This is a genomic window from Streptomyces sp. NPDC031445 (assembly GCF_055581365.1).
Genome location: NZ_JBVIJO010000001.1, coordinates 1 through 15,006 on the forward strand (window position 1 = coordinate 1; position 15,006 = coordinate 15,006).

Annotated in this window: 6 protein-coding genes, 1 tRNA gene and 2 rRNA genes; 8 read left to right on the forward strand and 1 reads right to left on the reverse strand. The window is 70.1% G+C overall.

Features of this window, described 5'->3' with window-relative positions; translation table 11 throughout:
- The 4 genes from ACZ5DC_RS00005 to ACZ5DC_RS00020 all read left to right on the forward strand — a co-directional run.
- Positions 1-97, forward strand: a 23S ribosomal RNA gene (locus ACZ5DC_RS00005); the annotation flags it as partial.
- An 85-nt stretch (positions 98-182) separates the two neighbouring features.
- Positions 183-299: ribosomal RNA gene (rrf, locus tag ACZ5DC_RS00010) — 5S ribosomal RNA — on the forward strand.
- A gap of 114 nt (positions 300-413) precedes the next feature.
- On the forward strand, positions 414-1,076 hold the full coding sequence (locus tag ACZ5DC_RS00015; protein WP_468649869.1) for a DegT/DnrJ/EryC1/StrS family aminotransferase: 663 nt from the start codon (positions 414-416) through the stop codon (positions 1,074-1,076).
- An 84-nt stretch (positions 1,077-1,160) separates the two neighbouring features.
- A tRNA-Thr gene (locus ACZ5DC_RS00020) sits at positions 1,161-1,236 on the forward strand.
- A 43-nt stretch (positions 1,237-1,279) separates the two neighbouring features.
- On the opposite strand, the gene ACZ5DC_RS00025 is transcribed toward ACZ5DC_RS00020, so the two are convergent.
- A complete protein-coding gene (locus tag ACZ5DC_RS00025) occupies positions 1,280-4,039 on the reverse strand; it encodes a SpoIIE family protein phosphatase (RefSeq protein WP_468647755.1) in 2,760 nt (919 codons plus the stop codon).
- Between the two features lie 410 nt (positions 4,040-4,449).
- On the opposite strand from ACZ5DC_RS00025, the gene ACZ5DC_RS00030 reads away from it, so the two are divergent.
- From ACZ5DC_RS00030 to ACZ5DC_RS00045, 4 genes are all read left to right on the forward strand, one after another.
- Positions 4,450-9,909 carry a HAMP domain-containing protein gene (locus ACZ5DC_RS00030; protein ID WP_468647757.1) on the forward strand — a complete coding sequence of 1,820 codons (5,460 nt, stop codon included), beginning with the start codon at positions 4,450-4,452 and terminating at the stop codon, positions 9,907-9,909.
- Positions 9,910-10,203: 294 nt separating this feature from the next.
- Positions 10,204-10,884, forward strand: a complete 681-nt coding sequence (locus ACZ5DC_RS00035) for a response regulator (RefSeq protein ID WP_366748420.1) — start codon at positions 10,204-10,206, stop codon at positions 10,882-10,884.
- Positions 10,885-11,040: 156 nt separating this feature from the next.
- The gene (locus ACZ5DC_RS00040) at positions 11,041-13,785 is read left to right on the forward strand and encodes a DNA translocase FtsK (protein WP_468647759.1); all 2,745 of its coding nucleotides are present in this window, start codon (positions 11,041-11,043) and stop codon (positions 13,783-13,785) included.
- A gap of 286 nt (positions 13,786-14,071) precedes the next feature.
- Positions 14,072-14,914, forward strand: coding sequence for a helix-turn-helix domain-containing protein (locus ACZ5DC_RS00045; RefSeq protein ID WP_468647761.1), 843 nt, complete (start codon positions 14,072-14,074; stop codon positions 14,912-14,914).
- Positions 14,915-15,006: the final 92 nt, after the last annotated feature.

Genomic DNA, 15,006 nt, shown 5'->3' on the forward strand with positions numbered 1-15,006 from the left:
GTAAGGCTCCCAGTAGACGACTGGGTTGATAGGCCAGATATGGAAGCCTGGTAACGGGTGGAGTTGACTGGTACTAATAGGCCGAGGGCTTGTCCTCAGACGCTCGCGTTCACTGTGTTGGTTCTGAAACCACGACCATGTCGCCCTCTTTGTGGGCGTTCCGGTTGTTTGTTTCATAGTGTTTCGGTGGTCATAGCGTGAGGGAAACGCCCGGTTACATTCCGAACCCGGAAGCTAAGCCTCACAGCGCCGATGGTACTGCAGGGGGGACCCTGTGGGAGAGTAGGACGCCGCCGAACAAATCTTGAAAAGGTCGGATCCTGAACTTCGGTTCGGGGTCCGGCCTTTTTTTGTTGTGCTTAACGTGTCGTTCACGTTGCGAGCCCAGCATCCCAGGCATGGGAACTGCAGCAATGCTCAGGGCCGCCGGCGTAGGAGTCGGTGACGAGGTCGTCGTGCCGGCCTTCGGGAACGTCGAGGTCGCCGAGGCCGTGACCCTGGCGGGCGCGCTCCCGGTGTTCGCCGACATAGATCCCGTGACCTACTGCCTCGACCCGGACGCGGTCGAAGCGGCCGTAACCGCCCGTACGGCCGCGGTGGTTGCCGTGCACCGCTTCGGACGCCGGGCCGACATCGGCCGGTTGCACGCGCTCGGGCAGCGGCACGGGCTGCTGGTGCTGGAGCAGGGCGAGTCCGAGGCGCCGTACGACGAGATAGCGCAGCGCCGGCAGCGGGCGGCCTACCTCGACGCCAAGTTGAAGGGCGTACGGACGCCGGACGGTGGGGACGGGCACACCTATCAGCAGTACGTCGTGCGGGTGCCGGGGAACGGCCGGCCTGACCGGGACGCTTTCGCACGGGCCGTGCGGGCCAAGGGAGTCGAGTGCCGGGTGCCGGTGAAGACGCCCGTGCACCGGCTGCCGGAGTTCCGCCGGTGCGTGTCGTTGCCGCAGACCGAGCTGGCCGCCGACGTGACGCTGGCGCTGCCCGTGGACGCCGCGCTCACCAAGCGGGAGATGCACCGCGTGGTGTCCGCCTGCAACGCCCTGGGCGGTCTGCTTCAGCCCGCCTTCTGACCGGGCAGCGTACGAATTTGGGAACTCGGGCCTGCTCGGGGTACAGTTTCTTCGTCGCCGCGAGGGAAACCTCGAAAACGACAGGCCCCTATAGCTCAGTCGGCAGAGCGTCTCCATGGTAAGGAGAAGGTCAACGGTTCGATTCCGTTTGGGGGCTCCAGAAAAAGGCCCCACCCTTCCGGGTGGGGCCTTTTCGTGTTTCCTCAAGCTTCCTTGTGGATTCCCGGGACCCGCATCGCCAGAATCGCCATGTCGTCGGACGGGGCGTCGGTGGCGAAACGCTCGACCGCGCGCATGATGCGTGCCGCGACCGCGCCCGCCGTCAGACCCGTGCAGGCAGTGAGGACGTCGGCGAGGCCGTCGTCACCCAGCATGCGCGTGCCCTCCCGGCGCTCGGTGACGCCGTCCGTGACGCAGAGCAGCACGTCGCCGGGGTCGAGGGTGACCGTCTCCTCGTACAGCTCCAGGTCCTCGATGACGCCCAGCAACGGCTGGGGTTCGGCCGCGGCCGTCACCGTGCCGTCCTGACGCAGGCGCAGCGGGAGCGGGTGACCGGCGCAGACCACCTTCAGCTCCGCGCTGCCGTCCTCCTGCGGGCGCAGCTCGCCGTAGAGGAGGGTCAGGAAGCGGCTGCGGTCGCCCTCGTCGAGGATCGCGGAGTTCAGGCGCTCCAGCACGGCCGGGCCGGACAGGCCCTCGCGGGCCAGCAGGCGCAGGGCGTGCCGGGCCAGTCCGGTGACCGCCGCCGCGTTGGGGCCCGTACCGCAGACGTCGCCGATGGCGAAGCCGTACGCGCCGTCGCCGATGGGGAAGAGGTCGTAGAAGTCACCGCCGACCTCGTTGCCCTCGCCGGCCGCGCGGTAGATGACCTCGACCTCGACGCCGTCGATGTGCGGCAGGCCCGGCGGGAGCAGGCTGCGCTGGAGGGACTGGCTGATGGCCGTGCGCTCGGAGTACAGGCGGGCGTTGTCGAGGGCGAGGGCGGCCCGTCGGCTCAAGTCCTCGGCGAGTTCCAGGATCTCCTGGCGGAAGTGCTCGTCGGTGGGCTTGCCGAGGGTCAGCATGCCGATGACGCGGTTGCGGGCGACGAGCGGCAGGACGACCGTCTCGCCGCCGACCGCGGAGGCCGTCGCCAGCGTCGGGCCGATGCCGGAGGCGACCTGGTGCGTGCGGCCGCCGGCCAGGCCCAGGCTGCGCATGGAGGTGCGCAGGGCGGCCCGGTGGGCGATCTCGGCGGGGGCCGTCCACACGCGGGCGCCGGGGGTCGGCACCGGATCCGGTGCGGGGACCTTCGACAGCAGTGACTTGATGCCGTCGATGAGTTCCTCGTCCTCGTGCAGGACGTATGACAGGTACGGCTCGGATGCCTGGTCGGCGATCGTGTAGACCGCGCACCAGGTGGCCAGCGTCGGGACCGTCATCTGGGCCATCAGGGCGAGGGTCTGGTCCCGGTCCAGGGTGCCGGCCAGCAGGTCGGAGGCCTCGACGAGGAAGCTCAGGGAGCCGCGGCGCAGCCGTTCCAGTTCGCCGAGGCGGGCCGACTCCACGGCCAGGGCGATGCGGTCGGCGGCGAACTGGAGGCGCAGCGCCTCCTCGTTGGTGTACCGGCCGGGCGCCTCGGCCGCGACGCCGAGGGAGCCGGTGAGGCGGCCCTCCACCTTGAGCGGGACGGTGACGACGGAGCGCATGCCGGTTCCGGCGAGCAGGGGTACGGCCCCGGGGACGGCGACGAGGTCGTCGTGGACGGCGGGCATGCGGGCGGAGCCGTAGCGTCCGGGGCCCGCTTCGACGGGCACGCGGGCGAAGCGCTGGCGGGCGGAGGGCAGGCCGGTGGAGGCGCGGACCTCCAGTTCCGTCTCGTCGTCGGTGGCGAGCAGGAGGAAGGCGGAGTCGCCGTCGAGCATGTCGCGGGCGCGTTCCACCGTGCGCTGGAGGAGGCCGTCGAGGTCGTCCGGGGCGGGGGAGCCGATGAACACCTCGAAGGGGTCGGTGCTCTGCCCGTCGGCGGACGGGGCGGGGTCGGCAGCCGGGACGCGGGAGGGGGTCTGCAGGACGGCGCGCTCGTGGTCGCGGACGAGGAGACAGACGGTGGAGGGTTCGCCTCCGGTGTCGCGGACCCGGAGGTGGGAGGCGTAGACCTGGGCCACGCGGCCATCGGCGCCGCGGATGCCGTAGGTGCCCTCCCAGCGGGAGAGCTGGAGAGCCTCGGCGATGCCGGTGCCGGTGCCGGGGGTGTGCGGCCAGGCGGCCAGCTCGGTGAGGGGTTTGCCGATGACGTCGGACGCCGGGTAGCCGAACAGATCCTCGGCGTCCTCGTTCCAGGCGCTGATGCCGCCCTTGCGGTCGACCTGGAGGACGGCGACGCGGACGCGGCCGTCGGCCAGCGGCAGGAGATCGGCGGGCAGGGCAGGGCCGGCGGTGCGGGTGCCGACGGGGCGTTCGGGCAGGTCGAGCTGGAACCAGACGTTCTTGCGGGTGGGGGTGTAGTCCACGCCCCAGCGGGTGGCCAGGGCCGCGCAGAGCTGGAGGCCGCGGCCGCCCTCGCGGTCGGGGCTGCTCATGGCCACGGCGGAGCTCTGGAGGGGCACCTCGCGCTCCGGGTAGCGGTCGGAGACCTCGATGCGCACGCCGTCCTCGGCGCGCAGGCACAGCACCTCCGCGTGGGTGCCCGCGTGGACGACGGCGTTGGTCACCAGTTCGCTGGTGAGGACGACCGCGTCGTCGACGACGTCGGCGAACCCCCAGCCCTGGAGGGTGTCGCGGACGAAGGACCGGGCGGTCGCTACCGATCGTCCGACGGGCTCGAAACTGGCAGCCGCGCGCGCGGTGATCACAGAACTCCTCGGCCGGTTGTCGACATGCAGGGCTGCGTGGCCGGCCGGCTCGCTCCGCTGCTGCGGCATCAGCTCGCCCGTCGGCTGTGGCTCCGGGGGCTGTGCCCCGGGGATCAGTCCGGTGGTCATGGTGTCCGGCCGCCCCTCCGATGCCCGCTCGTACTCGTGCCACCGCCCAGACCGGTCGGACCGGTGCGGCTGGACAGCCGCATGCAAGGTTACTTACCTTCGCGGTCCGCGCGGATGCCGGTCGCCGGTGTTTACGCCCCCAGGGTGTGCGGACGATGTGCGAAGCTGCCGAACTGTTATGGCCTGGTTGGGCCGGGGTGAAACACTGGGCAGGCTTCTGACGGAGGTCGGGTCGCGCTGCGTGTGTTCGGTGTAAGGCGGGCAGCAGCCCTAGGTGAGGCCGGATCTCGTCTGGCAGGAGAACGCAGCAGTGATCGGTACGCGTGAGCGACCGGCAGGCCGATGACCGGCAGGCCGGGCCGAAGCGGCCGAGTACAGCAGGAACGGTCTACCCCTCCGGGAGGGACACAGTGGAGTCTGGCGCGGCGACGCGAGGCACGAGGACGCGCGCGAAAGGCGAATCGTCCCTGGGCAGGAGCGGCGGCACCACCACGGTGGACACCGCTGCCCTGAACCGGCTGCTGGCGGCTCTCGTGTCGATGCGCGACGGGAACTTCCGCAAGCGGCTCACGGTCTCCGGGGATGGCGTGATGTCGGAGATCGCGGCCGTCTTCAACGAGGTGGCCGACCGGAACCTGCATCTGACCGGTGAGCTGTCGCGGGTGCGGCGCATGGTGGGGCGTGAGGGAAAACTCACGGAGCGGCTGGAGACGGGGGCCTGCGAGGGCTCCTGGGCGACGGCCATCGACAACTCCAACGCGCTGGTGGACGACCTCGTGCGGCCGGTCTCGGAGGTCGGCCGGGTGCTCACGGCGGTCGCCGAGGGCGATCTGTCGCCGCGGATGGAGCTGCGGACGCAGGCGCCGGACGGCGGTACGGGGCATCCGCTGCGGGGTGAGTTCCTGAAGGTCGGCCGTACCGTCAACAACCTGGTCGACCAGTTGTCGACGTTCACGGACGAGGTCACGCGCGTGGCCAGCGAGGTCGGCACCGAGGGCAAGCTCGGCGGCCAGGCCCGGGTGCGCGGCATGTCGGGTTCGTGGAAGGACCTGACCGAGTCCGTCAACACCATGGCGGACCGGCTGACCGCCCAGGTGCGGGACATCGCCCTGGTGACCACGGCGGTGGCCAAGGGCGACCTGTCCCGGAAGGTCACCGTCCATGTCGCCGGCGAGATGCTGGAGCTGAAGAACACCGTCAACACGATGGTGGACCAGCTCTCGGCGTTCTCCTCCGAGGTGACGCGGGTGGCCCGGGAAGTGGGCACGGAGGGCATCCTGGGCGGCCGGGCGCAGGTGCCCGAAGTGGCCGGGGTGTGGAAGGAGCTGACGGACTCCGTCAACACCATGGCGGGCAACCTGACCGCGCAGGTGCGCGGGATCTCCCAGGTGACCACCGCGGTGGCCAACGGCGATCTGTCGCAGAAGGTGACGGTTCCGGCGCGCGGCGAGGTGGCGCAGCTCGCCGAGACGATCAACCAGATGACCGAGACGCTGCGGATCTTCGCGGACGAGGTCACACGGGTGGCGAACGAGGTCGGCGCGGAGGGGCGGCTCGGCGGGCAGGCGAACGTGCCGGGCGCGGCGGGTACGTGGAAGGACCTGACGGACTCCGTCAACACGGTGTTCCGGAACCTGACCACCCAGGTGCGGGACATCGCGGCGGTGACGACCGCGGTGGCCAGCGGTGACCTGTCGCAGAAGGTCACCGTCGACGTGGCCGGCGAGATGCTGGAGCTGAAGAACACCGTCAACGGCATGGTGGACCAGCTGTCGGCGTTCGGTGCCGAGGTGACGCGGGTCGCGCGGGAGATCGGTGTCGAGGGCGAGCTGGGCGGCCAGGCGCAGGTGCCGGGGGCGGCCGGCACCTGGAAGGACCTGACGGACTCCGTCAACACCGCGTTCCGCAACCTCACCGGGCAGGTGCGCAACATCGCCCAGGTGACCACGGCGGTGGCCAACGGCGACCTGTCGCAGAAGGTCACCGTGGACGTCTCCGGTGAGATGCTCCAGCTGAAGAACACCGTGAACACGATGGTGGACCAGCTGTCGAGCTTCGCCGACCAGGTCACGCGGATGGCCCGGGACGTGGGTACGGAGGGCCGGCTGGGCGGTCAGGCCCGGGTGGACGGCGTCTCCGGCACCTGGAAGGAGCTGACGGACTCCGTCAACTTCATGGCCGGGAACCTGACGTCCCAGGTGCGGCAGATCGCCCAGGTGACGACGGCCGTGGCGCGCGGTGACCTGTCGCAGAAGATCGACGTCGACGCGCGCGGCGAGATCCTCGAGCTGAAGAACACGATCAACACGATGGTCGACCAGCTGTCGGCCTTCGCCGACCAGGTGACCCGCGTGGCGCGGGACGTGGGTACGGAGGGCCGCCTGGGCGGGCAGGCGCAGGTGCCCGGTGTGGCCGGTGTGTGGCGGGACCTGACCGACTCCGTGAACGGCATGGCCGGCAACCTCACGGCCCAGGTGCGCAACATCGCGCAGGTCGCCACCGCCGTGGCGCGCGGTGACCTGTCCCAGAAGATCACCGTGGACGCGCGCGGGGAGATCCTGGAGCTGAAGAACACCCTGAACACGATGGTCGACCAGCTGTCGTCGTTCGCCCAGGAGGTCACGCGCGTGGCCCGTGAGGTGGGTACGGAGGGCATGCTCGGCGGCCAGGCCGAGGTGCAGGGGGTCTCCGGCACCTGGAAGGACCTCACGCAGTCCGTGAACTTCATGGCGAACAACCTGACGATCCAGGTGCGCAACATCGCCGAGGTGACGACGGCGGTCGCGAAGGGCGACCTGTCGAAGAAGATCACGGTGGACGCGAAGGGCGAGATCCTCGAGCTCGTCACGACGGTCAACACGATGGTCGACCAGCTGTCCAGCTTCGCAGAGCAGGTGACGCGGGTGGCCCGTGAGGTGGGCACCGAGGGCATCCTGGGCGGCCAGGCGCACGTACCGGGCGTCACGGGCATCTGGAAGGACCTGAGCAACAACGTCAACCTGATGGCCAACAACCTGACCATGCAGGTGCGGAACATCTCCCAGGTGGCCGCGGCCGTCGCCAACGGTGACCTGACGCGGCAGGTGACGATCGAGGCGCGCGGCGAGGTCGCCCAGCTCGCCGACACCATCAACACCATGGTGAAGACGCTGAGTTCGTTCGCCGACCAGGTCACCAAGGTGGCCCGTGAGGTGGGCACGGACGGCATCCTGGGCGGCCAGGCGCACGTGCCGGGCGTGGCCGGCACCTGGAAGGACCTCACCGAGTCGGTGAACCAGATGGCGTCCAACCTGACCGGTCAGGTGCGCAACATCGCCATGGTCACCACGGCCATCGCCAAGGGTGACCTGACGAAGAAGATCGACATCGACGCCCGCGGTGAGATCCTCGAGCTGAAGACGACGATCAACACGATGGTCGACCAGCTGTCCAGCTTCGCCGAAGAGGTCACGCGCGTGGCCCGCGAGGTGGGTACGGAGGGCCAGCTCGGCGGTCAGGCCCGTGTGCGGGACGTCGACGGCACGTGGCGGGACCTCACCGAGTCGGTGAACGAGATGGCCGGGAACCTGACCCGGCAGGTGCGGGCCATCGCGCGCGTGGCGACCGCGGTGACCCGGGGCGACCTGAACCTGAAGATCGACGTGGACGCGTCCGGCGAGATCCAGGAGCTCCAGGACTACATCAACAAGATGATCGCCAACCTGCGCGACACGACGATCGCCAACAAGGAGCAGGACTGGCTCAAGGGCAACCTGGCCCGGATCTCGGCCCTCATGCAGGGCCGCCGGGACCTGGAGGACGTGGCCTCGCTGATCATGAGCGAGCTGACGCCGGTGGTGTCGGCGCAGCACGGCGCGTTCTTCGTGGCGATGCCGCTCATGGAGGGCAAGGGCGTCGGCAACGGCGAGGACGACTACGAGCTGCGGATGCTCGGTTCGTACGGCTACTCGATGGGCTCCATGCCGACGTCGTTCCGGCCCGGTGAGGCGCTGGTCGGCACGGCCGCGCAGGAGAAGCGCACGATCCTGGTGTCGGACGCGCCGAGCGGCTACCTGAAGATCTCCTCGGGGCTCGGCGAGGCGCCGCCCGCGCAGGTCATCGTGTTGCCGGTGCTGTTCGAGGGCAAGGTGCTCGGTGTGATCGAGCTGGCGTCCTTCACCCCGTTCACGCAGATCCAGAAGGACTTCCTCAACCAGATCGCCGAGATGATCGCGACCAGCGTCAACACCATCTCGGTCAACACCAAGACCGAACAGCTGCTCAAGCAGTCGCAGGAGCTGACCGAGCAGCTGCGGGAGCGGTCGGCCGAGCTGGAGAACCGGCAGAAGGCGCTCCAGGCGTCCAACGCCGAGCTGGAGGAGAAGGCCGAGCTGCTGGCCCGGCAGAACCGGGACATCGAGGTGAAGAACACCGAGATCGAGGAGGCCCGGCAGGTCCTGGAGGAGCGTGCCGAGCAGCTCGCGGTGTCGATGCGCTACAAGAGCGAGTTTCTCGCCAACATGTCCCACGAGCTGCGCACCCCGCTCAACTCGCTGCTGATCCTGGCGAAGCTGCTCGCCGACAACGCCGAGGGCAACCTCTCGCCCAAGCAGGTGGAGTTCGCCGAGACGATCCACGGCGCAGGCTCCGATCTGCTCCAGCTGATCAACGACATCCTCGACCTGTCGAAGGTCGAGGCGGGCAAGATGGACGTCTCGCCGACGCGGATCGCGCTCGTCCAGCTGGTGGACTACGTGGAGGCCACCTTCCGGCCGCTGACGGCGGAGAAGGGCCTGGACCTGTCCGTGCGGGTCTCCCCGGAGCTTCCGGCCACCCTGCACACCGACGAGCAGCGGTTGCTGCAGGTGCTGCGCAACCTGCTGTCCAACGCGGTGAAGTTCACCGACTCCGGGTCGGTGGAGCTGGTGATCCGGCCCGCCGGCGCGAGCGTGCCGCAGTCGATCCGGGAGCAGCTGCTGGAGGCCGGTTCGCTGCGCGATCCGGGCGGCGAGCTGATCGCGTTCTCGGTGACCGACACCGGTATCGGCATCGCGGCCAGCAAGATGCGGGTGATCTTCGAGGCGTTCAAGCAGGCGGACGGCACCACCAGCCGCAAGTACGGCGGCACCGGTCTCGGCCTGTCGATCTCGCGGGAGATCGCGCAGCTGCTCGGCGGTGAGATCCACGCGCAGAGCGAACCGGGCCGTGGCTCGACGTTCACGCTCTACCTGCCGCTGCACCCGAGCGAGCTGCCGCCGCAGGGCTACCAGCAGTCCGTGCCCGCGCTGGAGGCCGGCGACCTGGTGGCCTCCGAGGCGCACCTGTCCTCGGAGCTGTCCGCGGTGGAGATCGAGACGCCGGCCGAGGTGAAGTCGTACCAGGAGACGCAGAACGGCGCCGCCGCGCTCTTCAGGCGCCGGCGGCGGAGCCTGCCGGAGGGCGGGCAGCGCCCCGAGCAGTGGACGGCGGTGCCGGAGCAGGAGCGCGCGCCGCAGCAGGGCCGCGTGGTGCGGTTCGGCGGCGAGAAGGTGCTGATCGTCGACGACGACATCCGCAACGTGTTCGCGCTGACCAGCGTCCTGGAGCAGCACGGCCTGTCGGTGCTGTACGCGGAGAACGGCCGCGAGGGCATCGAGGTGCTGGAGCAGCACGACGACGTGGCGGTCGTCCTGATGGACATCATGATGCCGGAGATGGACGGGTACGCGACGACCACGGCGATCCGCAGGATGCCGCAGTTCGCGGGGCTGCCGATCATCGCGCTGACCGCGAAGGCGATGAAGGGCGACCGGGAGAAGGCGATCGAGTCGGGAGCCTCCGACTATGTCACCAAGCCGGTCGATCCCGATCACCTGCTGACGGTGATGCGTCAGTGGATGACCGCGGAGTGACCGCGGAGTGACCATGGTGAACGGATCGGACGGGTGTGCGGTGAACGTCGGGGGAATCTCCGGCGGAGGCGGGGAGTTGCTGCATGATGAAGAGCGGAAACGCGGCGGAAGCCTGGATTCCGGGAACCATCCGGGGTCTCGCCGCGTTTCCGCTGTGTGCACAGTGACATCGCGGTGACAGGGTGTGTCGACAGGCGGGGTGCGGCTACGATGACCGGCACAAGGACGGGCGGCGAAAGGGAGTCGTCCCCTGGGGCGGCGCCCGGTGTACCGCCGGGGCGAGGAGGGCGGGCCATGGTGCAGAAGGCCAAGATCCTCCTGGTCGATGACCGGCCGGAGAATCTGCTGGCGCTGGAGGCCATCCTCTCTGCGCTCGATCAGACGCTGGTGCGGGCATCGAGCGGGGAGGAAGCGCTCAAAGCACTGCTCACGGACGACTTCGCGGTCATTCTGCTGGACGTCCAGATGCCGGGCATGGACGGGTTCGAGACCGCCGCGCACATCAAGCGGCGCGAGCGCACCCGGGACATCCCGATCATCTTCCTCACGGCGATCAACCACGGCCCGCACCACACCTTCCGGGGCTACGCGGCGGGCGCGGTGGACTACATCAGCAAGCCGTTCGATCCGTGGGTGCTGCGTGCGAAGGTTTCGGTCTTCGTCGAGCTGTACATGAAGAACTGCCAGCTGCGGGAGCAGGCGGCGCTGCTGCGGCTCCAGTTGGAGGGCGGTGGCAAGGGCGGAGCCGCCGGCAAGGAGCCGGCCGGGCTCCTCGCCGAGCTGTCCGCGCGGCTCGCGGCCGTCGAGGAGCAGGCGGAGGCGCTGTCCAAGCAGTTGGACGACGACTCCGCGGACGCCGCCGCGGTGGCCACGGCGGCCCATCTGGAGCGCAAGCTCACCGGGTTGCGCCGTGCGCTCGACGCCCTGGAGCCGGGCGCGGGCGGCGCCGGTACCTCGGTGCCCTCGCAGAACTGACGGTCAGACGGAACTGACGCACGGGCGGAACTGGCGTACACCGGGCCGGGGTCCCGGATGAGTGTGCGTCAGTTCCGGTCCCCGGCAGGCACGACACGAACGGGTGAAGCTGTGGGCACGCGTGTCCGCTGTCGTCTCCCCCGGTAACCTCACACCATGGCCTCACGTCCCTCCGCAGCCAAGAAGCAGCCCGCCAAGAAGGCGGCGGCTCCCGCGAAGGCTCCGGCGAGGAAGGCCGCCCCGAGGAAACCCCCGGCCAAGAAGGCTCCCGCCAAGAAGGTCCCGGCGAGGAAGGCCGCGCCCGCGCGGCCGGCGCCCGGCCCGACCGGGGGCCTGTACCGGATCGTGCGCGCCCTCTGGCTCGGCCTGGCGCACGCCGTCGGCGCCGTCTTCCGCGGCATAGGGCAGGGCGCGAAGAACCTCGACCCGGCCCACCGCAAGGACGGCATCGCGCTGCTACTGCTCGGCATCGCCCTGATCGTCGCCGCCGGCACCTGGGCGGACCTGCGCGGCCCCGTCGGCGACCTGGTCGAGATCCTGGTCACCGGTGCCTTCGGCCGGCTCGACCTGCTGGTGCCGATACTGCTGGCGGTGATCGCCGTACGGTTCATCCGGCACCCGGAACAGCCGGAGGCCAACGGGCGGATCGTGATCGGCCTGTCCGCCCTCGTCGTCGGCGTGCTCGGCCAGGTCCACATCGCCTGCGGCTCGCCCGCGCGCAGCGACGGCATGCAGGGCATAAGGGACGCCGGCGGCCTCATCGGCTGGGCGGCGGCCACCCCGCTGACGTACACCATGACCGAGGTGCTCGCCGTACCGCTGCTGGTGCTGCTGACCGTCTTCGGGCTGCTCGTAGTGACCGCCACCCCGGTCAACGCCATCCCGCAGCGGCTGCGGACGCTCGGCGTGCACCTGGGCGTGCTGCGCGACCCGGAGGAGGACCGGTACGGGGAGGAGTACTACGACGACGAGTGGCGCGAGGCGACGCCCGCGCGCCCCCGCCGGCGTGCCGCCGCCCCGCACGCGTACGACCCCGACAGCGCCGAGGAAGAGGCCCTCACGCAGCGCCGCGGGCGCCCCAGGCGTTCCGCGGTGCCACAGCCGGACCCGCAGCGTCAGATGGACGCCGTGGACGTCGCGGCGGCCGCCGCCGCCGCGCTCGACGGCGCCGTCCAGCACGGCATGCCGCCGTCCCCGCTCGTCGCCGACCTCACCCAGGGAGTGAGCGCGGGCGAGCGCGAGGACACCACCCCGGTGCCCGCGCCGGCCCCCGCCGCCGAACCGGCCCCCGCTCCCGCACCCAGGCCGGTCCCGGCGGCCCGTCCCGAGCAGCAGAAGCCGGCGACCGGCTCCGTCCCGGACCTCACCAAGAAGGCCCCCGAGGAACCCCGCGAGCTGCCCGCGCGCGCGGAACAGCTCCAGCTGTCCGGCGACATCACCTACGCGCTGCCCTCCCTGGACCTGCTCCAGCGCGGCGGCCCCGGCAAGGCCCGCAGCGCCGCCAACGACGCCGTCGTCGCCTCGCTCACCCAGGTCTTCACCGAGTTCAAGGTCGACGCGCGCGTCACCGGCTTCACCCGCGGCCCGACGGTCACCCGCTACGAGGTCGAACTCGGCCCCGCCGTGAAGGTGGAGCGGATCACCGCGCTGACCAAGAACATCGCGTACGCGGTGGCCAGCCCGGACGTGCGGATCATCAGCCCGATCCCCGGCAAGTCCGCGGTCGGCATCGAGATCCCGAACACCGACCGGGAGATGGTCAACCTCGGTGACGTGCTGCGCCTCGCGGAGTCGGCGGAGGACGACGACCCGATGCTGGTCGCCTTCGGCAAGGACGTCGAGGGCGGGTACGTCATGCACTCACTGGCGAAGATGCCGCACATGCTGGTCGCCGGCGCCACCGGCTCCGGCAAGTCGTCCTGCATCAACTGCCTGATCACCTCGGTCATGATGCGGGCGACCCCCGAGGACGTCCGGATGATCCTGGTCGACCCCAAGCGCGTGGAGCTGACCGCCTACGAGGGCATCCCGCACCTGATCACGCCGATCATCACCAACCCCAAGCGGGCCGCCGAGGCGCTGCAGTGGGTCGTCCGCGAGATGGACCTCAGGTACGACGACCTGGCCGCCTACGGATACCGGCACATCGACGACTTCAACCGCGCGGTGCGCGAGGGCAAGGCCAAGCCGCCCGAGGGCAGCGAGCGCGAGCTTCAGCCGTACCCGTACCTGCTGGTGATCGTGGACGAGCTGGCCGACCTCATGATGGTCGCGCCGCGGGACGTGGAGGACGCGATCGTGCGCATCACGCAGCTCGCGCGCGCGGCCGGCATCCACCTGGTGCTCGCCACCCAGCGCCCCTCGGTCGACGTGGTCACCGGTCTGATCAAGGCCAACGTGCCCTCCCGGCTCGCCTTCGCCACCTCCTCGCTGGCCGACTCCCGGGTCATCCTCGACCAGCCCGGCGCCGAGAAGCTGATCGGCAAGGGCGACGGCCTGTTCCTGCCGATGGGCGCGAACAAGCCCACGCGTATGCAGGGCGCCTTCGTGACCGAGGAGGAGGTCGCGGCCGTCGTCCGGCACTGCAAGGAGCAGATGGCGCCGGTCTTCCGGGACGACGTCACCGTGGGCAGCAAGCAGAAGAAGGAGATCGACGAGGACATCGGCGACGACCTCGACCTGCTGTGCCAGGCGGCCGAGCTGGTCGTCTCCACCCAGTTCGGCTCGACGTCCATGCTCCAGCGCAAGCTGCGCGTCGGCTTCGCCAAGGCCGGACGGCTCATGGACCTGATGGAGTCCCGCAACATCGTGGGGCCGAGCGAGGGCTCCAAGGCACGTGACGTCCTGGTCAAACCCGACGAGCTGGACGGCGTGCTCGCCGTGCTCCGCGGGGAGTCGTAGGGGTGAGTCGAAGGGCCGTTCGGCGGACGCGGCTTACGCCGGGTGGCGGGATCGCCGTGACCCACCCGTTAGCGACCGGCGGGCAACCGTTTCCCTTTGTCGTACGTCCAGTTGAGCGAAAGGACAGGTAGCCGCCCCATCATGGGGTACCAGCCTGTCAAACCATCGGATTGTCCGGCCATCCCGATGGCGCACGAATGTCCTACCGTCCGGTTGTCCCACCCTTTCGTACCCCCCCTAGACTGAGCTTCCAGCACAGGTGGCTACACGCTCGAAAGGCGCCCCCGTGTCCATCGGCAACTCCCCTGAAGACGAGCGTCCGTTCCGAGACGAGCCCCAGGAAGCCCGGCCTTCCGTGGGCCGCGCGCTTCAGCAGGCGCGGATCGCGGCCGGGCTCACCGTGGACTACGTCAGCAGTGCCACTCGTGTCCGTATCGCCATCGTGCGCGCCATCGAGGCGGACGACTTCGCCCCCTGTGGCGGCGATGTGTACGCCCGTGGCCACATCCGCACGCTGGCCAAGGCCGTGCACCTAGACCCCGAGCCGCTGATCGCCCAGTACGACGCCGAGCACGGCGGCCGGCCCGCGCCCACCCCCGCCGCACCCCTGTTCGAGGCGGAGCGGATCCGGCCCGAGCGGCGCGGCCCGAACTGGACCGCCGCGATGGTCGCCGCGATCGTCGTCGTGATCGGGTTCGTCGGGTTCACCGCGTTCAAGGGCGGCGGAGCCTCCAGTGACGCGAAGTCGCAGGTCGCCGGGGGCGGGACGCCCGCGCCCGGCAAGTCCGCCGCGCCGACGCCGCAGAAGGCGACGCCGGCCGCACCGACCGGCGAGCCCTCCGACAGCGCCATCGCCGCCGCCCCGCAGGACAAGGTCACCGTCCAGGTCAGCGCGCCCAACGGACGCAGCTGGATCTCGGCCAAGGACCACAACGGCCGGATGCTCTACGACGGGCTGCTGAAGAAGGGCGAGTCCAAGACGTTCCAGGACAGCTCGAAGATCAACCTGATCCTCGGCGACGCCGGTGCGATCGAGCTGTACGTCAACGGCAAGAAGATCGAGGACACCTTCCGGCCGGGCGCGGTGGAGCGCCTCACCTACACGAAGGGCGACCCGGTCGCGGGCTGACGAGGGGCCCGCGGGACGGACGTGTGACGGAGTCGGCCGCAATCGGCCAACCCCGTCGACGTGGGCCGTCAGTGAGACAAAGTAGTCTTGAG